The following is a 21873-nucleotide window of genomic DNA, read 5'->3' on the forward strand; positions in this document are numbered from 1 at the left end:
ACGACCCACGGACCACCGACCGGGCGGAGACCGGGACGCGACCGGGGAGGAGGGGAGCCTTGGAGGCCATCACGAAGTTCTTCGAGGAGGTCGACCGACGGGGGTACGAGCCGCGGCTGGCCAAGACGGCCGGCACCATTCGCATCGACCTCCAGGAGGGGCCGCAGACCACGCACTGGCTGCTGCGCATCGACCACGGCCGGGTCGAGGTGAGCCAGGAGAACCAGCAGGCCGACACCGTGATCGGGACCAGCCCCGGGCTCTTCGAGGACATCGCGGCCGGTCGCGAGCACGGGATCGCCGCGATCCTGCGCGGCGACATGACGGTGTCCGGCGACCCGCGGCTGCTGGTGCAGGTGGAACGAATCTTCCCCGGTGACCCGGACTCGCGCGGGCCTCGCCGGCGGTTCCAGCGGGAGGTGCGCTGATGGCATCGAGCGGCACGATCCGGATCCTGGACGGCAACACCTTCGTGGTCTCCGAGGACACGGGGGACATCGAGGCGACGCCGAGTGAGCCGACGGGGCTCTTCTCCCTCGACACCCGTTTCCTGTCCAGGTGGGTGATGACCGTCAACGGTGAGCGCCTCAACGCGCTCTCGTACGACGACCTCCAGTACTACGAGGCCCGGTTCTTCCTGGTGCCCGGCATGGCGACCCACTACATCGACGCCAAGCTGTCGATCATCCGCGAGCGCGCGGTAGGCGGCAGCTTCTGGGAGCAGATCACGGTCCTGAACCACGACGAGAAGCCGGTGGACCTGGAGATCCGGATCGAGGCCGGCTCGGACTTCGCCGACCTGTTCCAGGTGAAGGACGAGATCCTGAACAAGAAGGGTGAGATCTACACCGAGGTCGAGAGCGACCGGCTGCGGCTGGGCTACCGGCGCGGCAACTTCATCCGCGAGACGGTCATCTCCTCCTCCGCACCGGCCCGCTACGACCGGAACGGCCTCGCGTACACCATCCACCTGGAACCGAACGAACAGTGGATCACGCGGATCGACGTGGAGACGCTGGCGGTGGGGCCGGGCGGGCGGGACCTGCGGCTCGGCGTGCAGGCACACGGCCGGGAGCGGCTCGCCCTCCAGCACGACCTGGAGAAGTGGATCAGGGACGCGCCCAAGCTCAACAGCCAGCACGAGGCGCTCGGCAGGACGTACCGACGAAGCCTCATCGACCTGGCCGCGCTGCGCTTCTCGCCGATCTCGCTCGGCGGGGCGACCCTGCCGGCGGCCGGCCTGCCCTGGTTCATGACCATGTTCGGCCGGGACAGCATCCTGACCTGCCTTCAGACGCTGCCGTTCACGCCAGCGCTGTCCAAGACGACGCTGCGGATCCTGGCGTCCCTGCAGGGAACCCGGTTCGACGACTTCCGGGACGAGGATCCCGGCCGGATCCTGCACGAGATGCGCTACGGGGAGACCGCGGCGTTCGAGGAGCAGCCGCACTCGCCGTACTACGGCTCCGTCGACGCCACCCCCCTCTTCGTGATCCTGCTCGACGAGTACGAGCGGTGGACCGGGGACGCCGCGCTGGTCAAGGAGCTGGAGCAGGAGTCGCGGGCGGCGCTGCGGTGGATCGACGACTACGCGGACCTGGTCGGTAACGGCTACATCTGGTACGAGCGGCGCAACACCGACACCGGTCTGGAGAACCAGTGCTGGAAGGACTCGTGGGACTCGATCTCCTACTCGGACGGCACTCTGCCGCCGTTCCCGCGCGCCACCTGTGAGCTACAGGGGTACGCGTACGACGCGAAGATGCGCGCCGCGCGGCTGGCCCGCGAGTTCTGGGACGACCCGGCGTACGCCGAGCAGTTGGAGCGCGAGGCCGCGGACCTGAAGCAACGCTTCAACCGCGACTGGTGGGTCGAGGACGGTGAGTTCTTCGCCCTCGGGCTCGACCCCGACGGACGCCAGTGCGACGTGCTGAGTTCTAACATCGGCCACCTGTTGTGGAGCGGCATCGTGGACCACGACCGGGCCGAGAAGCTCGCCCGGCACCTGGTCGGCCCCCGACTCTTCTCCGGCTGGGGCGTGCGGACGCTCGCCGAGGGCGAGATCCGCTACAACCCGATCGGCTACCACAACGGCACGATCTGGCCGTTCGACAACTCCTTCATCGCCTGGGGCCTGCGCCGCTACGGCTTCGCGGAGGAGGCGGCGACCATCGCCAGCGGCATCCTCGACGCGGCGAGCTATTTCGACGGCCGGCTGCCCGAGGCGTTCGGCGGCTACCAGCGGGAGCTGACCAAATTCCCGGTGGAGTATCCGACCGCGTGCAGCCCGCAGGCGTGGTCGACCGGCACCCCGCTGCTGCTGCTGCGCACCATGCTGGGCCTGGAGCCGCACGAGGGGCACCTGTCCGCCGACCCGCAGCTGCCGATCGGCATGGGTCGGATCGAGGTGCTGGACATCCCGGGCCGGTGGGGTCGGGTGGACGCGTTCGCCCGGGGCCGGATGGACCTGCACCGGCCGGTCGAGTGACGCCGACGCGCCCGCTCGCCGGCCGGGCCGGCAGGCGGGCGCGGCCGGTCAGCCGAGGACGGTGTCGAGGAAGGCCGCGGTGACCGCGTGCAGGTCGACCCGGTCCAGTGGCAGGGCGTGACCGCCGTGGGTGAGCCAGCTGTGCACCGGGTGGCCGGCGGCCAGCAACGCGGCGGTGAGCCCGACCGCCTGGCTGGCCGGAACCGACCGGTCGTCGACGCCCTGGACCAGCAGCACCGGCACCCGGTTGCCGACGTGGGCGGCGACCGTGGCGTCGACCGTGGCCGGGTCGTCGGCGGCCGGCGGGTGACCGAGCAGGTCCGCCCACGGGTCGTCGCCGGCCCGCAGCCGCTTCCAGTCCGCACCCAGCGGGTCGACGGGCGGCCAGTACGCCAGCACGCCCGCCACGTCGTCCGGACCGTCGATCCCGCGCAGCGCGAGGTGCAGGGCGAGCATCGCGCCGGCCGAGTCACCGGCGACCAGCAGCGGCCGGCCGGCCGCCTCGGCCCGGGCGCGTCGGGCCGCGGCCCGCACGTCGTCGAGCTGCGCCGGCCAGCGTGCCTCGGACACGAACCGGTAGCGGGCCGGAACCACCCGTAGCCCGTGTGCCGCCAGCGCGGCGCCGTCCTCGTCGGCGCGGGCACGCCACCCGCCGCCGTGGATCCAGAGCGTCACCGCGCGTTCGGTCATGCGGCCCATGCTGCCGCCGCCGGCCGCCACCACCAAGTTCCTTCGCCGAGGGCAGAAGATCCGTCCCACCGGGCGGGCCGGCGCCGACAGGTTCACAGGTTGAATTCAGGCTCGGTGGGTAGAGTCCGCGGATGCCGGAACTCGTGTACCCGCCCGTGATCGCGTTCGCCAAGACGATGTTCCGGGTCCTCGATCTCAGGATCACGGTGGAGGGCTCCCACCATGTGCCTCGCACCGGCGGTGCGGTGTTGGCCAGCAACCACGTGAGCTACCTGGACTTCATCTTCTGCGGGCTGGGAGCCCACGAGTCACGCCGGCTGGTGCGCTTCATGGCGAAGGAATCGGTGTTCACCCACCGGGTCTCCGGCCCCCTGATGCGGGGCATGCGGCACATCCCGGTCGACCGGGCCGCCGGCGCCGAATCGTACGCGGCGGCCGTCGACGCGCTGCGCCGCGGCGAGGTGGTGGGGGTGTTTCCCGAGGCGACGATCAGCCGGTCGTTCACCGTCAAGGAGTTGAAGAGCGGGGCGGCCCGGATGGCCCGCGAGGCGGGAGTGCCGCTGCTGCCGGTCGCGCTCTGGGGCACCCAGCGGCTCTGGACGAAGGGCCGGCCGCGCGCCCTCACCCGCCGGCACACTCCGATCACGATCCTGGTCGGCGAGCCGATGGACCCGACTGGCTGGCCGGACGCCAGCGCGACGACCGACGCCCTACGGGAGCGGCTCGCCGCCCTGGTGGACCGGGCGCAGCGGAGCTACCCGGAGGCTCCGGCCGGCCCCGCCGAGCAGTGGTGGCAGCCCGCGCACCTGGGCGGCACGGCGCCGACGCCCGAGGAGGCCGCCGCCCTCGACGCGGCACCGCGCCACCCCTCCTCCGCCTGACTCGAGCGCGGGGTCCCGCGCCTTCTGGCCTGACCCGCACACGCACCGGCGACGTGCGTGGCCAGATCGTTCCGCATCCGGGCATGATGGTGTCTGCCCTCCCGGCTCGCGCCGAGCCAGGATTCTCGTCATGAGCAGAGGAGCACTCGTCGTCATCGACGTCCAGGAGTCCTTCCGCCAGCGCCCGATCTGGGCGTACGGCTCGAACCCCGACATCGTGGGGCAGGTCGGCCGGCTGGTGGCCGCCGCCCGCGAGCGGGGCGACCTGGTGATCTGGGTCCTGCACGCCGAGCCCGGCACCGGCGGGGTCTTCGACCCGGCCCTGGGGCACGTCCGGCTCATCGCCGGGCTGGCGCCCGCCGCGGGGGAGCCGACCCTCGTCAAGACGGCGCACAACGCGTTCACCACCACCAACCTCCAGCAGATCCTCACCCTCGCCGGGATCCTCGACGTCACCGTCTGCGGCATCCGCACCGAGCAGTGCGTGGAGACCACGACCCGGGTCGGCGCCGACCTCGGCTACCGGATGACCTTCGTGACCGACGCGACCATGACCTTCCCGATCCCGCACCGCGACCTGCCCGGGACCGCCGACGTGGCGGAGATCCTCGCCGACCCCCGCACCCTGTCGAACGAGGAGATCATCCGCCGCACCGAGTACGCCCTGGCCGGTCGCTTCGCCACCGTACGGACGGTGGACGAGGTGACCGGCGCGACCCTCGCCGGCACGCGGGGCTGAACCGTGGCCCGGGTCGTCTTCCTGCTCGTCCCGCAGCTGCACCTGCTGGACCTCGCGGGGCCGGCCCAGGTCTTCTCCACCGCCGCCGACCTCGGCCACGACTACCGGCTGCACTACGTGGCGGAGCGGGCGCAGGTGCCCACCGTGCAGGGCGTACCCGTGGTGGCGGGCACCGGATGGCCCGACCTCACCCCGGAGGACCTGGTGGTGGTGCCGGGCTGGCGGCCGGCCGCGCACCCGTCGGCCTGCCCGGTGGGCGCCGACGACCTGCGCCGGCTCGCCGCCCACCACGCGGCGGGTGGCACCGTGGCCAGCGTCTGCGCCGGGGCGTACGCCCTCGGCGGGGCCGGGTTGCTGGACGGCCGGCGCTGCACCACCCACCACGACGTGCAGGACGACCTGGCCCGCCGGCATCCCGCCGCCCGGGTGGTCCGGGACGTCCTCTACGTGGTCGACGGGCGGGTGGTCACCTCGGCCGGCATCGCCAGCGGCATCGACGTGGCGCTGCACCTGGTGGCCGTCCGGCACGGCCCGGCCGTCGCCGCCGCCGTGGCCCGCGAACTGGTGGTGTACGCCCGCCGCAACGGGCACGAACAGCAGGCGAGCGTGATGCTGCGGTACCGCTCGCACCTCTCCGACGCCGTGCACCGGGTGCAGGACCTGATCGACAGCCGGTTCGCCGAGCCGCTGCCGCTGGCGCGGCTCGCCGCCGCCGGTGGGGTCGCCGAGCGTACGCTGACCCGGCTCTTCCGCCAGGCGACGGGCCTCACGCCGCTCGGCTACCAGCAGCTGATCCGGGTCGAGCGGGCCGAGCACCTCGTCGGGCACGGCGCGACCGTCGAGTCGGCCGCGCGCACCGTGGGTTTCAGCGATGCCCGGATGCTGCGCCGCCTGCGTGCCCGGGCCAACCGGGTTCCCGGTCCACGGTCCGGCGGTAGTAGTCGTCCCGCGACCGGAACTCCACCGGCAGCGACCCCGGCAGGGTGACCCGCCCGTCGCGGACCACGCGCCCGGACGACCGCAGCACGAGCACGTCCCGCTCCTGGGCAGACAGGTCGACCAGGTGCGGCCGGGTCAACCGGAAGGCGGCCACGGCCCGGCAGACCTCCCGGGCCAGCTCGGTCACCTGATCCCCCGGGCCGCCGAAGGCGAGCGCGGGCTGCTGGATGGTGCGCAGCGCGTCACACACGATGAGCAGGTGGGCCACCTGGTCCGGCCCGGCCGGCACCAGCTCCAACCGGGACGGCCACTGCCAGCGGATCTGCCCGCTGACCAGGCCGGGCAGCCGGACGGGCGGGCGGTGCCGGGCGGTGCCCTCGGCCCGACCGCCCGGCACGACGGCCAGCTGCGAGCCGCCGCCCACCCAGACGATCCGTTGATCGGTGACGGTGACCGATACCGGGTCGGGCAGCGTCCACGCCCGCCGGGTCGCGCTCGGCCCGAGCAGGTGGCCGCCGACCCGCAACCGGTGTCGCCGGAGCACCTGCTCGCCCCCGGCCGGCACCAGTTCGTACCGGCGGTCGAGCAGCGGTCCCACCTCATCGTCCGGGGCGTCGAAGCGGTGCGGACCGATGAAGAAGGGGGACGCGTCACTGTGCATCGTCACGACCTTCCGGAGAGCTCACCCTTGCCGTCGAGCGTCGCGTATCCGCAGACCAGGTGTCATGACACCCGTTAGGGGGTCGGCCGGTCGTACCTCGCCTGCGACCGGTAGATGCCGATCTCTTCCGGCCGGATGAGCCCGTCCTCGATCGCACGGGCGAGCAACGCCGCCTTCGTGGCCGCCGGGCGGCCCGCTCGGGTGTATTTGATGCGCGCGCGGTCGACGTACTGCTTGACCGTGTGTTCGCTGATCTGCATCCGACGGGCCACCGACGCCTTCGACATCGACTGGAACCACAGCAGCAGCGCCTCGCGTTCCTTGTCGGAGAGGAGCGGGCGGTCCGGCCGTGGGTCACCGACCATCGCGCCGGCGAGCGCCGGCGGCACGTACGGGCGGTCGCTCGCCGCGGCGAGCACGGTGGCCACGCAGTGTTCCCGCCCCTCGTGCTTGGCGAGGAACGCCACCGCCCCCGCGTCCAGCGCGGCGAGCATCGTCTCCGGGTCGGTGTGCTCCGAGTAGACCACCACCCGGCGTCCGGCGGTGCTCAGCTCGGCGAGCTTGTCCAGCGCCATCCGACCGTGCAGACGCAGATCGAGCAGGACGACGTCCGCCTCCGGCGCCACCCGCAGCACCTCGTCCGGGTCGTCCCCGGACGCCAGCACCGTCAACCGCGGCTCGGTGGCCAGCCACGCCCGGACGCCGTCGACCACCACCGGGTGGTCGTCCACGATGACCACCCCGACCGGCCGCTCACCGCTCATCTCCGCCACCGGGTCTGCGCCCACCTGATCTCCCCGTCTCGCTCGTAGAGCCGATCGACCCGACCGTCTTCCGGGTCCGCGTCCCCGACCTCCGGCGCGCCGGTCGCGTCCGGGCCGCCCCGGTCCGGGGTGACCAGACTGACCACCACCTCGTCGGGACCGGAGACCACGGTCATCCGGGCCCAGCCCTGCGCGTCGGCCAGCGTGGCGGCGAGCGGGTCGGCGAGCTGGCGGCGGACCCGCACCGGCAGCGGCGGCGGTGTGCCGATGGTCACCAGGTCGATCGGCAGGCCGTTGCGTTCGGCGAGGTCGGCGGCGGCGCGCAGCTCGTGCAGCAGCGGGTTGGGCACGTCGTCGGACTCGGCGATCAGGCGCCGCAACCGGGCCGCCGCGAGCACGGCGCGTCGTTGCACACCGGCGTCCGCCGGGTCGGCCCGGCCCTCCGCCAGCTCCGCGAGCACCGCCTCGGCGGCGCCGCTGACCAGCGCCAGCCGCTCCAACCGGTCGCGCCGGGCCCGCTCGGCGGCGACCCCTTCGGCCGTCATGGCGTGCGTCGCCGCCGCGGTGGCGGCCCGCTCCCGGGCCAGCGCGGCGATCGCCGCAGCGCCGGCGAAGACCGCCAGCGGCAACGAGGCCGTGCCGTAGACGTACATCGTGAAGCGGGCCAGGTCGGCGGGCGCGGTCGCGCCGTAGCCGAGGACCGCCACCAGCGCGATGAACGAGTGCGCGGCGAGGAGGACGACCAGACCCACCACCCGCCGCCCCCAGAGGGCCAGCACGAAGAACCAGCCCAGCGTGCTCCACACCCAGTTGGCCGCGGTGAAGAGCTGCCGTTCACCGACGGCGGCGAAGACCGTGGCGTCCACCGCCAGCAGCAGCGCGGCCAGCGGCCACGCCGGCAGCGGCGTGTGCCGCAGCAGCCGGATCCCGGTCAGCACCCCGATCGCCGCGACGGCCACCCAGGCGGTGAGCACCACGGTGGGAGCGGCCAACTCGGCCCGGCCGGTCAGGACCGCCGGCAGGCCGATGGCGGTGTGCCACGCCAGGGCGATGACGATCGCCGCGATCCGCGCGCCCCGGTCGGAGGCTTGGGCGACCGCGGCCGCGACCTGGCCCGCCACCCGGGCCGGCGGCCCGTCGACGGCACGCGCGTCACCGGCGGCCGACGGCGTCAGCGCGCCGATCAGGGCAGCGGCGCCGGGCATCCGCCGCACCGCGCGGACCGGGGAGGGGGCAGCGGCGTCGAGTTCAGCCGACACCGGGCCACTCCAGCCGGATCCGGGTGCCGGCGCCGGGAGCGGAGTCGATCCGGGCGCTGCCGCCGACCGCCGCCATGCGCCCGCGGACCGATTCGCGCAGCCCGTACCGGTGCGGCAGGACGGTGGCCGGGTCGAAACCGGGACCGTCGTCCACCACCTCGACCAGGACACCGCCGCCGGCCCGCGCCAGGCGGAGCGCGGCGGCCGATCCCGGCGCGTGCCGGACCACGTTGGACAGCGCGGCGTAGACGCTCTGCGCGACCGCGTCGGCCACCGCCGCGGGCACCGCGCACCGCGCGAGGTCGAGCGCCACGGTCAGCTCCGGCAGCCGGTCGCGCACCGACCGCAACCGGTCGTCCAGCGGCACCGGACCGTCGGCGGGCACCGCCCGCGCGTCGGAGAGGGCGGCGAGGGTACGCAGGTCGGCCTCGCAGCGGCGGCGCAACGCCACCGACTGGCCGGGGACCGCCCCGAGGCCGACCATGGTCAGCGTGCCGAGCACGGTGTCGTGCAGGTCCCGGTTCTGCCTCCGCTCGGACTCACGGGCGGTACGCGCCACGAGCGTCTCCCGGACCAGCCGCTGGTGCTCGGCGAACACCCGGTCGGCGCGCGCGATCCGGCGGCGCATCACCCGGGCCATCATCGTGGTGCAACCGATCTGCACCAGCAGGGCCGCGGTGTGGGCGGCGGCCTCCCGTGGGTCGCCGGCCGCCCGCGCGCCGATCGCGTAGCCCACCGCGACCAGCAGGCCGGCGGGAATCGACCAGCGCGCCGGGGCGGTGACCTGCGCGTTGATGACCGTGGTGCTGGCCAGCACCGCGATCCAGCTGCCCTCACCGGGCAGTACCTCGGGCGCCACCAGCCGCGGGAGGAGCAGGCAGGCGGCCGTGGTGAGCGCCACGTCGCCGACCACCAGTGCGGGGGTGGCGCCGCCGCGCAGGATGCGGGCCGCGTACCAGACCGACCAGGCGGTCAGCACCGCGACGGCGGGGAAGAGCAGAGCCGGCTGCACGGGCGACGTTCGCACGGAGACGGCCACGGCCGCGCCGACCAACCCGCAGCTCAACCGGAGCAGGGCCGGGGTCGTGGTGAAGATGAGGCTCAGCGCGCCACCGGCCGGGCTTTCCAGCACGGCGGGCGGCACGGTCCGAACGGGAGCGGCCGGCATCGGCAGAAGGGTCCTTCCGGCGACGACCCGACCCGGGGCCGCGCGGCATAAATCGACAGCGAAGAATAACACGGCCGACAACGCATCGTCACACACGGTGTGCGACGAGCCGCCGTTCCGTCCACACTGCGCCGTACGGACTGGTCAGTGGCCCGGCCGTCAGGCGGGAACCGGTTACCGCCCGTTATCTTCGGCCTGCCGTGGTGTGCGCGCCCGTCACCCGATCGGCAGGACCGCCGGCCCGCCCCCGGCGATCGACCGGGTCATCGGTCCACCCCCGGACCAGAAGAAGCACCGTACGCCCCGGTCGCCGCGGGCCCACGCCTCCTCCGACGGGAAGCGGTACGCGGTTCCGGTGCGGTAGCGGAGCATCCCGTCCGCCGGCACCTTCGCGTAGTGCGCCACGACCCTGCGGCAGCCGTTGTGGAGGGTCTCCTCGTCCCCCTGAGCGACCTCGTACGACCGGTCCGGCGCGGTCCAGACGCCCGCGTACTCGTACTGGTGCGGGGTGGTGCAGTCGGTGGTGAGCAGCCGCCGCCACACGTCCTCGGTCATGCAGCCCAGCCGCAGCGGCGACCCGCTGCGCAACGCGCCACGAAGACTGCCGGCCCGGCTGACGGGGGCGTCGTCCTCACCGTTGGCGCCGGTCACCGCGTTGAGTTCGAAGATGTCGCAGCGGAACCAGCGGGCGCCCGCCCGCCAGCCCGGCGCCGAGACGGGCACCGCCCGCACCGACAGCCGGGCCCCCCGCCATTCGCCGCCCACGAACTCCCGGGCCCCCGCGTCGCACTCGGCGAAGGCCGACCGCATGACGGCCGAGCCGTCCGGGGGCGGCACCGGCCGCCGGGCCGCGTCCCCGGTGAACGCCCCGACCCGGAACGTCTCGACGAGGTGGACGGCGCCGCAGTCCACCGGCTCGTGACCGCTCGCCGTCCCGGCCGTACCGGTGACCGGATGGCACTCGCCGGCCTGCGGCGCCGAGCGGTGCGCCTCACCGGTCGGTCGCCAGTCGTCGGTCAGGTCACCGTCGGTGCCGCCCGACACCCCGCACGCCGCCAGGGCGGCGGTGACGAGCGCAGCGCACACCGCCGCGCGCCAACGGCGTCGCATGTCACCCTCCCGCAGGTCCCCCGTGACACGGCGGAGCATAGGGCAGCCGGGGGTAAATGCGTTGAGCCGCCCCGGATCGAGGGGCATGGTGGGCGGCATGCTGCAGGCCGACATCTGGGACGCCGACGTCGCCGAACGGTACGACACGCCGGGGACCGGCATGTTCGCGCCGGAGGTGCTCGGGCCGACCGTCGACCGTCTCGTCGCGCTGGCCGCCGGTGGCCCGGCCCTCGAGTTCGCCATCGGCACCGGTCGGGTGGCCGTCCCGCTCGCCGAGCGCGGGGTACCCGTCACCGGCATCGAGCTGTCCCGCCCGATGATCGAGCGGCTGCGGACCAAGGTGGACGAGGACACCATCCCCGTGATCGTGGGCGACATGGCGACCACCGTCGCCCCGGGGGAGTACGCGCTCGTCTACCTGGTCTTCAACACGATCTCCAACCTGCTCAGCCAGGAGGAGCAGGTCCGGTGCTTCCGCAACGCCGCCCGGCACCTCGCCCCCGGCGGCCGGTTCGTCGTCGAACTCTGGGTGCCGGAGCTGCGTAAACTCCCTCCCGGCCAGCAGGCGGTGGTCTGGCACTGCGAGCCCGGCTACCTCGGGTTGGACACCTACGACGTGCTCCGGCAACACGTCGTGTCGCACCACGTCACCTTCGACGAGAGCCGCGAGGCCCGGCTGACCCGCAGCCCCCACCGCTACATCTGGCCGGCCGAGCTGGATCTCATGGCCCAGTTGGCCGGGTTCGAGCTGGAGACCCGGCACGCGGACTGGACGGGCGCGGAGTTCACCGCCGAGTCGCGCTCCCACGTCTCCGTCTACCGCCTCCCACCGCCGGCGCCCACTCCCCGCTGATCCGCCCCGGCGCTCGCCGGGGTGTCGTCCCCGGTGATCAAGGCCGTTCGCGTTCCGCGGAGCCGTCCGTCGGCGCGAAGCTCCTGACCGCCGGAGACGACCTCCTGAGGCGGTCGATCCGCCGCACGTGTCACCGGATTCCGCCGGTGAGCTGCTCCCGCAGGATGTCCGCGTGCCCGCAGTGCTGGGCGAGCTCGCGCAGCACGTGGAGATACACCCACCGCAGCGGAAGCGGGCCGCGCCGGTGCCCGTGAAGGATGTCGTCCAGGCCCAGCGACGACGTCGCGCGGCGTGATGCTTCGCAGGCTTCGCGGTGTGCGCGCTGGACGGTGGCGATCGTGTCGTCGCCGTCGAGGATGAACGAATCCTCTGACGCGGCAGGGATGCCGATCTCCGCGCGCGAGCGACCCGTGACGGCTTCGTCGAACCAGACCTTCTCCACGAAGGTCGCGTGCTTCACCAGACCCAGCAGCGTGGTCCGGGAGGCCACCAACGACCGGCGCGCCTGTTCCTCCGTCAGCCCGTCCAAGCAGCCGTTGAGCGCCTCGCGGTGCTCGTCGAGGAACGCCTCGAACTGGGCACGGGCTGGTAGTGCGATCACCTGGTCGGCGAAGGTCGGCGGGTAGTCAGGCATGGGCGAAGCATCCCAACCGTCGGCCGGGAAGAACAACCTCACCGGTGGGCCGCACCCGTGGCGGCGGCAACTGGACGAACGGCCGGCGCAGAGGGCCGGCGTCCCTCCGGCCTCCGGTCAGTGCGTACGCCAGTCCAGCGCGTAGGCGCGATCTCCCGTTCCATGTTCTTGAACGGGACGCTCTTTGCCGTTTGGTCGATGTTGCGAGGGTGCGCCCGGCAGGATTCGAACCTGCGGCCTTGGGATTAGAAGTCCCCTGCTCTATCCGCTGAGCTACGGGCGCGTGGCGTGGTGTCGCGCCAAGAGGGTACCGTCCGCCCTCCGGCTGGCGGACGTAACGGTCGTGGCGCCGTACGCCGACCAGGTTCGCACGGCTCCGCGATGCCGGGCATCGGGTTTCCGGGCCAGTACCACCCGGTCGCCCACCGTGAGCGGGACCACATCGACCCGGTCCCCGCTGGATCCGAGCCTCGCGGAGGGGAGGGCCACGCCGGGCACCACGTACCCTCGGCGACGTGCTGCTTGATCCCGACATCGAGAACACCGTCGCCTACGAGCTCTGCCAGCTCGTCGGCCGCGCGATCCTGCCGTACCACCGCACCGACGAGGTCGACGGACCCGGCCCCGACGGGACGGCCTTCTTCTTCCAGGACGCCGACCGCGAGTACCTGCTGACCGCCGACGCGGTGACCGGGAGCACGGGCGACCTCGGCCTTCGGGCGAGCCTCAGCGAGCCCGTCGGCGCCGCCCCGCCGACGCTGCCCGTCGACGGCTGGGCACGGCACCCGGAGATCGGCCTCGCGGTGCTGTCGATGCGCGGCCTGCACCGGGAGGCGGAGAAGGCGGGCTGGACGTGGCGCACCCAGCCGGTGGTGGACGTGGTGGCGGCCGACGCGGCGGTGGTCGGCCGGATCGACGCCGCGCCGGGCTCGGCGTTCGTCCTGGCCCATGGTGTGCGGGACGACGGCGAACGCCCGCTGGAGGTGGCGATCGAACGGGTGGCCCGGGTCGACGACGTGGTCCGGATCCTGACCGACCTGCCGGCCGGCTACCTCGGGGCGCCCGTCTTCGGCGTCGAGGCGGGTGCCGACGGTGGGTTGGCCCTGCACTGCCTCGGCCTGGTCCTGCCCGGCAGGGACGGGCACCCGGTGGCCACGTTCGACCGGATCCGGGCCGCGCTCGTGACCGGAGGCTGATCGACCTCAGCCGCCCGGTGCGCTCGCCCCGGCCGCATCGGCGGGTTGCCGGCTGGCCGGCGCCGTCCGATCGTCGCCGGCGACCTGGGTCTCCGTCGTTCCGGCAGCTTCGGCCGAGGCCGCCCGCTGGGCTCCGTCGGCCCGAACCGTCGTGCCCGCCGATTCCACACCGGCGACCTGGACGGCCGCGTCCGTCACCTCGGCGCTTCGCCCGGCGCCCGCCGGCTCGGCGCCGTCCGGGAGGCCCGCCGGATCGGCGCTGCCCGCGGGGGCCGTCGGGCCGGCGCCGAGGAACGCCTCGGCCCACCGGCCGACCTCGGTGAGGACCTTTTCGCGTACGGCGGGGCCGGAGAGGGTGAGGTCGTGCATCCCGCCGTCGAACCGGGCCACGGTCACGTGGCGGCCGAGGCGCGGGGCGTATCTGATCATGTGCTCGACGTCCAGGACGGAGTCGGCCAGCCCCGCTGACTCGTGCCACCGCTTCCCCCGGAACGACCGCGTCGAGCAGGCCAGCAGCACCGGTGCGGGGATCTCGAGCCCGGCGCGGAGCTGCCGTTGGGCGGTGCGGATGGCGCCCAGCCAGCCGGCCCGGACCGGGAACCCGGCGAGCGGCTTCCACGTCAGGTCGTAGCTCCACTCGCCCCGGTGGTCGGCGTGGATGCTCTCGCCGTACACCGTGCCGAGCCCGAAGGGGAGAATGCGGTGCGGCGCCCGACGGCCCAGGCGGGAAACGGCGGCCGCGAGGGGTCGCCGCACCACCCAGGGTGCGTTGATGTCGAAGAACGGGCTGTTGAGCACGATCCCGTCGACCACACCGGCGGCACGTCGGGCGTGCGCCCAGAGCGAGATGATCAGGCCGCCGGTGGAGTGGCCCATGGCCAGCAGGATGTCGTGCCCGTCGTCGTCTCGGATGATCTTGGCGGCGGCGTCCAGCTCCGGGTGGTACTCGCTGAGGTCCCGGCAGAAGTTCGGGGTCTGGTGGGTAAGCAGACTGCGGCCGTACTTGCGCAGGTCGAGCGCGTAGAAGTCCCAGCCCCGCTCGGCGAAGAAGTCGGCCAGGTGGGTCTGGAAGAAGTAGTCCACGAACCCGTGCACGTAGAGGACGGCCCGTCGGGTCGGCCGGTCGGCGCGACGCCGGACCAGGGTCGCGACCACCGGTCCCTCGTCGTCGGTGCCCAGGTCGATCGTCTGCCGCTCGTAGGGCGGGCCCAACACGTCCGGTTCCACGAATGCGACGGTACGCCGGCAGGCTACCGGACGGTAGCCCCGGAACGGCTGCGGTGGATCGGCCCGCCGGGGCCTCCTCCGCGCGCCCTTGCCTAGCAGACGGCAGCTTGATCAGGGCGTTGTCCACAGGCGGTCGCGTCATCCACAGCACGGACACCCGTGGTGGCGCGGCGGGACCGGCCCGCGCAGGCTCGGGACGAGTCGACTCGCGATGGCACCCCCGATTCCCTGGAGGGACGATGTTCGACACCTACGTCACGATCGTCGGTAATGTGCTGACCGCCCCCGAGTGGCGACGCACCACGCAGTCCAACACCCTGGTGGCCAACTTCAAGGTCGCCTCGACGGCTCGGCGGCTCGACCGGGACAGCGGTCGGTGGGTCGACGGCAACAGCCTGCGCGTCCGCGTGAACTGCTGGCGGAAGCTCGCCGAGGGCGTGGCCGCATCGGTGATGGTGGGCGACCCGGTGGTGGTCTGCGGCCGGCTCTACACGCGGGACTGGACCGACGACGCCGGTAACCACCGCACCCTCTACGAGCTGGAGGCGGTGGCGGTGGGTCACGACCTGTCCCGCGGTCGGGCCCGCTTCCTGCGCAACCGCCCGAGCATGACCACCAGCACCGTCGAGGACGCGGAGGCCGAGAGCCGGGTCCACGGTGAGCCGACCGAGCCGGTGCCCGACGGGCAGGCACCGGCGCTGCCCGACCGCCGGCAGCTCGACGACGACGTCGAACTACCGGACTTCTCCACCCCGCGTGACGGTCGTGACGTGTTCAGTGGCATCACGTCCGCCGCCGTCGCCGAGCCGGCGGATCCCTTCGCGGCCCCGGGTGCGGACGCGTTCGGCCGTCAGGCCGACGGCGGCGAGGCGTCGATGGAGGGTGACGACGACGAGCTTGCGCCGCCGGCCGACGAGCCCGGCGACGGCGACCTGGCCCCGGTTCCCGACGAGCCGGCGGCCGCGGCCGGGTCGCCCCGTCGCGGTCGCCGTGGACGGGTGCCCCAGCCTGCGTGACCGGCGGGCGTCCGGCGCGACGGGGGCGGGGTGCCGGCGGAGGTCGTCACCCCGCGCGCCGGGAGCGCCGCCGCCGGGAGCGCCCGCGCCAGGAGCGCCCGCGCCGGGAGCGCCGCCGCCGGCGTGCGGCGCGCGAGCCGGTCGGCTCAGGGTGCTCGTCTAGGCTGGCCGGCCGGAGGTGATGCGCGTGCGGCAGGTGACGCCGATGGCGAACGCGGCCGGGCTGGTGGCGGGGTACGCCCTGGACAGGCTGGTCGGCGACCCGCGTCGCTGGCACCCGGTGGCCGGGTTCGGCCGTGCGGCGGCGGCGCTCGAGCGGCGGATCTACCGCCCCGAACGGAGCGCGGGGGCGGCGTTCACCGCCCTGGCCGTCGGGGTGCCGGTGCTGCTGGGCGCGGCCGCCACGGTGGCGACCCGGCGTCGGCCGATCGCCCGTGCGGCACTCGTCGCGGCCGGCACCTGGACGGTGCTGGGCGGCCGGACGCTGCGGCACGAGGCCGAGGTGATGGGCCGCAACCTCCGCAACGGCGACCTGCCGGCCGCGCGGCAGCGGCTCGGCCACCTCTGCGGGCGCGACCCGTCGACGCTCGACGAGCCGGAGCTGGCCCGAGCAACAGTGGAGTCGGTGGCGGAGAACACCTCCGACGCCGTGGTCGCGCCCCTGCTCTGGGGTGCGGTAGCCGGTCTGCCCGGCCTCCTCGGATACCGGGCCGCCAACACCCTCGACGCGATGGTCGGGCACCGCTCGCCGCGGTACGCCCGCTTCGGCACCCCGGCCGCCCGCCTCGACGACCTGCTCAACCTGGCCCCGGCGCGCCTGACCGGCCTGCTCACCGTCGCGGTGGCCCCGATCGCCGACGGCGACCGGGAGCACGCCTGGCGGGTCTGGCGGCGCGACCGCAACGACCACCCCAGCCCGAACGCCGGCCAGTGCGAGGCGGCGATGGCCGGAGCGCTCGGCGTGCGGCTCGGGGGGCGCAACGTCTACTTCGGCCGGTCCGAGGTGCGGCCGTTCCTCGGTGACGGCCCGCGTCCCGAGGCGCGGCACCTCGCCCGGGCCGCCCGCATCTCCGGCGCGGTCGGGTTGGCCGCCCTGGCCGTGACGGCCGCCTATCCGGTGACCGTCGGGCGTCTGGTGGCCGCCGCCGGCCGCCGCGCCCTGCGGGCGGCGCTGCCCCGGCCCGCCCTCCGCCCCGACGCGCGGAGCCCGCGCGGCGCGGTCACGGAGTCGGCGATGAGTGGGCGGGGGCGCCGGTGAGCGGCGGGCTGCTGGTTGCGGGCACCACCTCCGACGCCGGCAAGAGCGTCCTCACCGCGGGGATCTGTCGCTGGTTGCACCGGCAGGGCGTGAAGGTGGCCCCGTTCAAGGCGCAGAACATGTCGAACAACTCGGCGGTGGTGGTCGGGCCCGACGGGCGCGGCGGCGAGATCGGCCGGGCGCAGGCGATGCAGGCGGCCGCCTGCGGGCTCGCCCCCGACCTGCGCTTCAACCCGGTGCTGCTCAAGCCGGGCAGCGATCTGGCCAGTCAGGTGGTGCTGCTCGGCGAGGCCGTCGACACGGTCACCGCCGGCAACTTCCGTGCGCTGCGCCCCCGGCTGGCGCAGACGGCGTACGCGGCACTCGCCGAGCTGCGGGCGACGTACGACGTGGTGATCTGCGAGGGCGCCGGCAGCCCGGCCGAGATCAACCTGCGCGCGGGCGACTACGTCAACATGGGCCTGGCCCGGCACGCCGGCCTGCCCACGATCGTCGTCGGGGACATCGACCGGGGCGGGGTCTTCGCGTCCATGTTCGGCACGGTGGCGCTGCTCGACCCGGCCGACCAGGCGCTGGTCGCCGGCTTCGTGATCAACAAGTTCCGGGGTGACCTCGGCCTGCTCCAGCCGGGGCTGGACATGCTGCGCGGGGTCACCGGCCGCCCGACGTACGGGGTGTTGCCCTGGTCGCTCGACCTGTGGCTGGACGCCGAGGACTCGCTCGCGTACGGGCGGGTGCTCGGCCGCCCGGCCGCTCCGCACGGCACCGAGTGGCTGGACGTGGCCGTCGTCCGGCTGCCGCGGATCAGCAACGCCACCGACGTCGAGGCGCTCGCGACAGAGCCGGGAGTCCGCGTACGGCTCACCGTGGAGCCGGCCGAGCTGGCCTCGGCCGACCTCGTCGTCCTGCCCGGCTCGAAGTCGACGGTCGCCGACCTCGCCTGGCTGCGGGAGACCGGTCTCGCCGACGCGGTCCTCGCCCACGCGGCGGCCGGCAAGCCGCTGCTCGGCATCTGCGGCGGCTTCCAGATGTTGGCCCGCGCCATCCATGACCCGGTGGAGAGCCGCAGGGGCAGCGTCCCCGGGCTCGGGCTGCTGCCCATCGAGATCACCTTCGACCCGCGCAAGACCGTCCGGCAGTCAGTGGGCACCGCCGCAGGGGGCGCGCCGGTCTCCGGCTACGAGATCCACCACGGGTACGTCTCCGCGGCCGATCCGGGGCTCACCCCGCTGATCAGCCCGGACGACGGCGAGGGCGAGGGGGGCATCGTCGGCGCGGTGCACGGCACGCACTGGCACGGCGCGTTCGAGTCTGACGAGTTCCGCCGCCGGTTCCTCACCGAGGCGGCCCGCCTGGCCGGGCGGCACGGGTTCCGGGTCGCGCCGGACAACGCGTTCGCCGCAGCCCGGGAGCGCTCGCTCGACCTGCTCGGCGACCTCGTGGAGGAACACCTGGACACCGACGCCCTCTGGCGTCTCATCGAGACCGGCCCCCCGCCCGGCCTCCCGTTCGTCCCGCCCGGCGCCCCACCCGTCTGACAGGCGACACCACAGCCGCGCCCCGAACCGCCCGCACCTGGAGCCGCCCGCGCCCCGAACCGCCCGCGCCCCGAACCGCCCGTGCCCTGAACCGTTCGGGTGTGTCAGGGGCGGAGGTCGGCGGGCTGGTCGGAGAGGGGCAGGCCGGCGGTGATCCAGTCCTGGACGCCGCCGATCATGTCGGTCGCCCGGCGCAGCCCCAGCGCCTGGAGGCTCGCCGCCGCCAGACTGGAGCTGTAGCCGTGCCGGCACACCACCACGATCTCCCGGTCGTACCCGGTGGCCTCGGGGATGCGCCACGGGCTCGCCGGGTCGAGCCGCCACTCCAGCACCGTACGGTCGATGACGATCGCACCGGGGAGATTGCCCTGCTCGCCACGGTGCCGGTCGGAACGGATGTCGATCAGCAGCGCGCCGCCGCGGACCGCCTCGACGGTCTCGTGCGGGGTCAACCGGTGCAGCCCGGAGCGGGCCTGTTCCAGCAGGGCCTCGATGCCGGGGCTCATCACGTCACGGAGCACGTCCTGATCATGCCCAGCCACCCGCTGCCCTGCCTCGGGAACGGTCCGGCGCCAACCAGTGGGTGACGTGATTCCCCCGGACGTGGGCGGGACGGCGTCCGTCCCGTACCCCGAACGGGCCCGGTAGCCGCGACGCCCGGCACGCGGGTCCGGCAGCAGCGCTACCGCCCACGGTGGCCCCGGCATACTGGCGCGGTGTCGACCACCGCCCGCACCGCCGGTCCTCCGGCGGGCGCCCTCGCGCCGAGCCCGCGCCGGCCACGGGGGACCGTGCGTCCCCGGCAGCGGCGGGAACGGGCGACGGCCGGTCCGTCGGCGGGTGCGCAAGGGTGAGCCGCGACGGCACCGCGCCGGCTCCGGCGCCGCGCCCGGTCGCGGTCGTCGAGGCGTACGTCGAACTGGCCCGCGGGGTGCTCGCCGGCCCGCCGCGGTTGGGGCGCACCCGGTTGGTGGCCGTGGACGGGCCGAGCGGCGCGGGCAAGAGTCGCTTCGCGACGCACCTCGCGGAGGCGCTCGCCGGGCTTCTCGGCGGTGCCCGGCCGCCCGTGGTGCACACCGACGACCTGCTCGACGGCTGGGACGACCACCTCACCTTCTGGCCGCGGCTGGAGGAGCGGGTGCTGGGGCCGGTGCGCGCGGGCCGAGCGGGGGCGTACCAGCGGTACAGCTGGGTGCGGCGGCGCTTCCTCCCCGACGCGGTGCCGGTGCCGGTCGGCCCGGTGCTCGTGCTCGAAGGGGTGAGTGCGGCCCGCGCCGCGGTGCGACCGGAGCTGAGCCTCGCCGTGTTCGTGACCGCCCCGGCGCCGCTGCGGCTCGCCCGCGCGGTCGCCCGGGACGGGCCGGAGATCCTTCCCGAGCTGCGCCGCTGGCACCGGGGGGAGGCGGCGCACTTCACCGCCGACCGTACGGCCGCGCACGCGGACCTGGTGGTCGACGGCGCGCCGGGTCTGCCGCACGACCGCGGCCGGTACTACGTGCGCCGGGGGGACGACGGTGGCGCGGCGTGCCGGGATCACGACGGCGCCGACGACGCACGCTGACCCGCGACTTCCCGACCGGGCAGGCCGACTGCGGTAAGGCCGGCATACGATGCCGGTCATGACCACACCGATCATGTCCGAGTCCGAGGTACGGGCCGCCGTCGAGCGGGAACTGCCCGGTGTCCGTGCCGACCTGGAGCGCCTCGTCCGCATCCCCGGCATCGCCTTCGACGGTTTCGACCACTCGCACGTGGAGCGTTCGGCCGAGGCGGTGGCGGAGCTGCTGCGCGGCTGCGACCTGGACGTCAGGATCGTGCGCTCCGGTGGTCAGCCCGCCGTGATCGGCAAGAAGGCCGCCCCGCCCGGTGCGCCGACGGTGCTGCTCTACGCCCACCACGACGTGCAGCCGGTCGGCGACCTGTCGCTGTGGGAGTCCGACCCGTTCGAGCCGGTCGAGCGGGACGGCCGCCTCTACGGCCGGGGCGCGGCCGACGACAAGGCCGGCATCATGGCGCACGTGGCGGCGCTGCGGGCGTACGGTGACCGGCTTCCGGTCGGCGTGGTGCTGTTCATCGAGGGTGAGGAGGAGTACGGCTCCGACTCGCTGGAGCGGCTGCTCGCCGAGCACCGCGACGAGATCGCCTCGGACGTCATCGTGATCGCCGACTCCGGCAACTGGGACATCGGGGTACCGGCGCTGACCACCTCGCTGCGCGGCATCGTGAACTGCTTCGTCGAGGTCCGCACGCTCGGCCAGGCCGTGCACAGCGGCATGTTCGGCGGCGCGGTGCCGGACGCGCTCACCACGTTGGTGCGACTGCTCTCCACCCTGCACACCGACGCCGGTGACGTGGCGGTCGAGGGCCTGGTCAGCCGGGAGGGCGCGGAGGTCGACTACCCCGAGGACCGGATCCGGGCCGAGGCCGGGCTGGCCGAGGGCGTGCAGTTCATCGGCACCGGCCGACTCACCGACCGGCTCTGGACCAAGCCGGCCCTGTCGGTGCTCGGCGTCGACGCGCCGCCCACCGGGGAGGCGCCGAACGCCCTGGTCCCGTCCGCGAAGGCCAAGCTCAGCGTCCGGCTCGCGCCGGGCGACGACCGGAAGCGGGCGTACGAGGTGCTGCGCGCCCACCTGGAGAAGCACGCGCCCTGGGGCGCCCAGGTGACGGTCACCTTCGAGCACGACGGGGACCCGTGCGTGATCGACGCGACCGGCCCGATGTTCGACGCCGCCCGCTCGGCGTTCCGCACCGCCTGGGACGGCACCGACCCGGTCGACATCGGCGTCGGCGGCTCGATCCCGTTCATCGCCACGTTCCAGGAGATGTTCCCGCAGGCCGCGATCCTGGTGACCGGTGTGGAGGACCCGTACGCCAAGGCGCACGGACCGAACGAGAGCCTGCACCTGGGCGAGTTCGCCCGGGTCTGCCTGGCCGAGGCGCTGCTGCTCGCCAAGGTGGCCGAGGCGGGCCGGAGCTAGATGTCGAAACCATAACGCCCCGGTCGATTCTGGACTTTGCGGCGTGTCGTACGGGCGGCTGGTATAGCCTTTCGAACATGAGTACGAACGAGGTGATGGCCCGGTTGCAGGCCGCCGTCAGCGCTCTGGGGGACGTCGACGTCTCCGCGTGGCCCGAGGACACGCTCAAGGAACAGCTCGGTGAGCTCTCCGCCGCCCTGGTCGCGCTCGACTCGATGCTCACCCGCGTCGCCGACGAGGTCCGCGGCCGAGGGCTGCGAATCGAGGAGCCGGTCTCGGCCTGACCAGCGGGCCCGGCCGGCCGCGGCTGGGCGTCTCGCCGGGCTCGGGCTGATCGACGCCGTTGGTCGACGCGGTCTCGGCGAGGTGGCGGGTTCGGTCGTACCAGGACCGCCACATCGCCGATCCACCGGCCGTGACGGGCCGGTCGGGGCACGGGCGGCGAGGGCTGCGACCGAGGCCGCCCCGCGG

The 21873-nt window shown here is 74.1% G+C and carries 19 protein-coding genes, 1 tRNA gene and 3 pseudogenes; 13 read left to right on the plus strand and 10 right to left on the minus strand.

The genetic code is table 11. The features are described 5' to 3' along the window. The first annotated feature begins 59 nt into the window (after window positions 1-59). Both SM573_RS11420 and SM573_RS11425 read left to right on the plus strand, forming a co-directional pair. Window positions 60-428 carry an SCP2 sterol-binding domain-containing protein gene (locus tag SM573_RS11420; RefSeq protein WP_474614286.1) on the plus strand — a complete coding sequence of 123 codons (369 nt, stop codon included), beginning with the start codon at window positions 60-62 and terminating at the stop codon, window positions 426-428. Further along, window positions 428-2488, plus strand: a complete 2061-nt coding sequence (locus SM573_RS11425) for an amylo-alpha-1,6-glucosidase (RefSeq protein ID WP_474614285.1) — start codon at window positions 428-430, stop codon at window positions 2486-2488. The genes SM573_RS11420 and SM573_RS11425 overlap by 1 nt, the downstream gene beginning before the upstream one ends. Window positions 2489-2536: 48 nt before the next feature. Here SM573_RS11425 and SM573_RS11430 read toward each other — a convergent pair whose 3' ends face one another. Continuing rightward, on the minus strand, window positions 2537-3178 hold the full coding sequence (locus tag SM573_RS11430; protein ID WP_474616017.1) for an alpha/beta hydrolase: 642 nt from the start codon (window positions 3176-3178) through the stop codon (window positions 2537-2539). A 131-nt stretch (window positions 3179-3309) separates the two neighbouring features. On the opposite strand from SM573_RS11430, the gene SM573_RS11435 reads away from it, so the two are divergent. From SM573_RS11435 to SM573_RS11445, 3 genes and pseudogenes are all read left to right on the plus strand, one after another. Beyond that, window positions 3310-4059, plus strand: a complete 750-nt coding sequence (locus SM573_RS11435) for a lysophospholipid acyltransferase family protein (protein ID WP_474614283.1) — start codon at window positions 3310-3312, stop codon at window positions 4057-4059. A 130-nt stretch (window positions 4060-4189) separates the two neighbouring features. Further along, complete coding sequence (locus tag SM573_RS11440) at window positions 4190-4798, plus strand: isochorismatase family protein (RefSeq protein ID WP_474616018.1); 609 nt, start codon at window positions 4190-4192, stop codon at window positions 4796-4798. A gap of 3 nt (window positions 4799-4801) precedes the next feature. Then, a pseudogene (locus SM573_RS11445) lies at window positions 4802-5632 on the plus strand (GlxA family transcriptional regulator); the annotation flags it as partial. A gap of 31 nt (window positions 5633-5663) precedes the next feature. Here SM573_RS11445 and SM573_RS11450 read toward each other — a convergent pair. The 5 genes from SM573_RS11450 to SM573_RS11470 form a co-directional block, all read right to left on the minus strand. Continuing rightward, window positions 5664-6398, minus strand: coding sequence for a hypothetical protein (locus SM573_RS11450; protein ID WP_474614281.1), 735 nt, complete (start codon window positions 6396-6398; stop codon window positions 5664-5666). Window positions 6399-6472: 74 nt separating this feature from the next. Continuing rightward, on the minus strand, window positions 6473-7186 hold the full coding sequence (locus SM573_RS11455; protein ID WP_474614280.1) for a response regulator: 714 nt from the start codon (window positions 7184-7186) through the stop codon (window positions 6473-6475). Further along, window positions 7159-8367 (minus strand): hypothetical protein, encoded by a 1209-nt coding sequence (locus SM573_RS11460; RefSeq protein ID WP_474616063.1) that lies wholly within the window; start codon window positions 8365-8367, stop codon window positions 7159-7161. Before SM573_RS11460 ends, SM573_RS11455 begins: the two co-directional genes overlap by 28 nt. 43 nt (window positions 8368-8410) lie before the next feature. Continuing rightward, complete coding sequence (locus tag SM573_RS11465; RefSeq protein ID WP_474616019.1) at window positions 8411-9589, minus strand: sensor histidine kinase; 1179 nt, start codon at window positions 9587-9589, stop codon at window positions 8411-8413. A 216-nt stretch (window positions 9590-9805) separates the two neighbouring features. Next, complete coding sequence (locus SM573_RS11470; protein ID WP_474616020.1) at window positions 9806-10699, minus strand: septum formation family protein; 894 nt, start codon at window positions 10697-10699, stop codon at window positions 9806-9808. A 97-nt stretch (window positions 10700-10796) separates the two neighbouring features. Between SM573_RS11470 and SM573_RS11475 the strand changes: the two genes are divergently transcribed. Then, window positions 10797-11552 carry a class I SAM-dependent DNA methyltransferase gene (locus SM573_RS11475; RefSeq protein WP_474614277.1) on the plus strand — a complete coding sequence of 252 codons (756 nt, stop codon included), beginning with the start codon at window positions 10797-10799 and terminating at the stop codon, window positions 11550-11552. A gap of 130 nt (window positions 11553-11682) precedes the next feature. Here SM573_RS11475 and SM573_RS11480 read toward each other — a convergent pair whose 3' ends face one another. After that, on the minus strand, window positions 11683-12186 hold the full coding sequence (locus SM573_RS11480) for a DinB family protein (protein ID WP_474616021.1): 504 nt from the start codon (window positions 12184-12186) through the stop codon (window positions 11683-11685). A 210-nt stretch (window positions 12187-12396) separates the two neighbouring features. Next, a tRNA-Arg gene (locus SM573_RS11485) sits at window positions 12397-12469 on the minus strand. Window positions 12470-12701: 232 nt separating this feature from the next. On the opposite strand from SM573_RS11485, the gene SM573_RS11490 reads away from it, so the two are divergent. Beyond that, window positions 12702-13382 (plus strand): hypothetical protein, encoded by a 681-nt coding sequence (locus tag SM573_RS11490; protein WP_474614274.1) that lies wholly within the window; start codon window positions 12702-12704, stop codon window positions 13380-13382. Window positions 13383-13669: 287 nt separating this feature from the next. On the opposite strand, the pseudogene SM573_RS11495 reads toward SM573_RS11490, so the two are convergent. Further along, window positions 13670-14609: pseudogene (locus SM573_RS11495) on the minus strand (alpha/beta hydrolase); the annotation flags it as partial. Window positions 14610-14848: 239 nt separating this feature from the next. Here SM573_RS11495 and SM573_RS11500 point away from each other — a divergent pair. From SM573_RS11500 to SM573_RS11510, 3 genes are all read left to right on the plus strand, one after another. Further along, on the plus strand, window positions 14849-15625 hold the full coding sequence (locus tag SM573_RS11500; protein ID WP_474614273.1) for a single-stranded DNA-binding protein: 777 nt from the start codon (window positions 14849-14851) through the stop codon (window positions 15623-15625). 205 nt (window positions 15626-15830) lie between these two features. Beyond that, the gene (locus tag SM573_RS11505) at window positions 15831-16883 is read left to right on the plus strand and encodes a cobalamin biosynthesis protein (RefSeq protein WP_474614366.1); all 1053 of its coding nucleotides are present in this window, start codon (window positions 15831-15833) and stop codon (window positions 16881-16883) included. After that, window positions 16880-18421, plus strand: a complete 1542-nt coding sequence (locus SM573_RS11510) for a cobyric acid synthase (protein WP_474616022.1) — start codon at window positions 16880-16882, stop codon at window positions 18419-18421. The genes SM573_RS11505 and SM573_RS11510 overlap by 4 nt, the downstream gene beginning before the upstream one ends. Window positions 18422-18525: 104 nt before the next feature. Here the strand turns inward: SM573_RS11510 and SM573_RS11515 are convergent, their stop codons facing one another. After that, window positions 18526-18927, minus strand: coding sequence for a rhodanese-like domain-containing protein (locus SM573_RS11515; RefSeq protein WP_474614365.1), 402 nt, complete (start codon window positions 18925-18927; stop codon window positions 18526-18528). Between the two features lie 188 nt (window positions 18928-19115). On the opposite strand from SM573_RS11515, the pseudogene SM573_RS11520 reads away from it, so the two are divergent. The 3 genes and pseudogenes from SM573_RS11520 to SM573_RS11530 form a co-directional block, all read left to right on the plus strand. Next, window positions 19116-20063: pseudogene (locus tag SM573_RS11520) on the plus strand (uridine kinase family protein); the annotation flags it as partial. After that, window positions 20056-21402, plus strand: coding sequence for a M20/M25/M40 family metallo-hydrolase (locus SM573_RS11525; protein ID WP_474616064.1), 1347 nt, complete (start codon window positions 20056-20058; stop codon window positions 21400-21402). The pseudogene SM573_RS11520 and the gene SM573_RS11525, both read left to right, overlap by 8 nt. A 77-nt stretch (window positions 21403-21479) precedes the next feature. After that, a complete protein-coding gene (locus SM573_RS11530) occupies window positions 21480-21686 on the plus strand; it encodes a hypothetical protein (RefSeq protein WP_474614271.1) in 207 nt (68 codons plus the stop codon). The last annotated feature ends 187 nt before the right edge of the window (window positions 21687-21873 follow it).

This window comes from Micromonospora xinjiangensis (assembly GCF_056150165.1).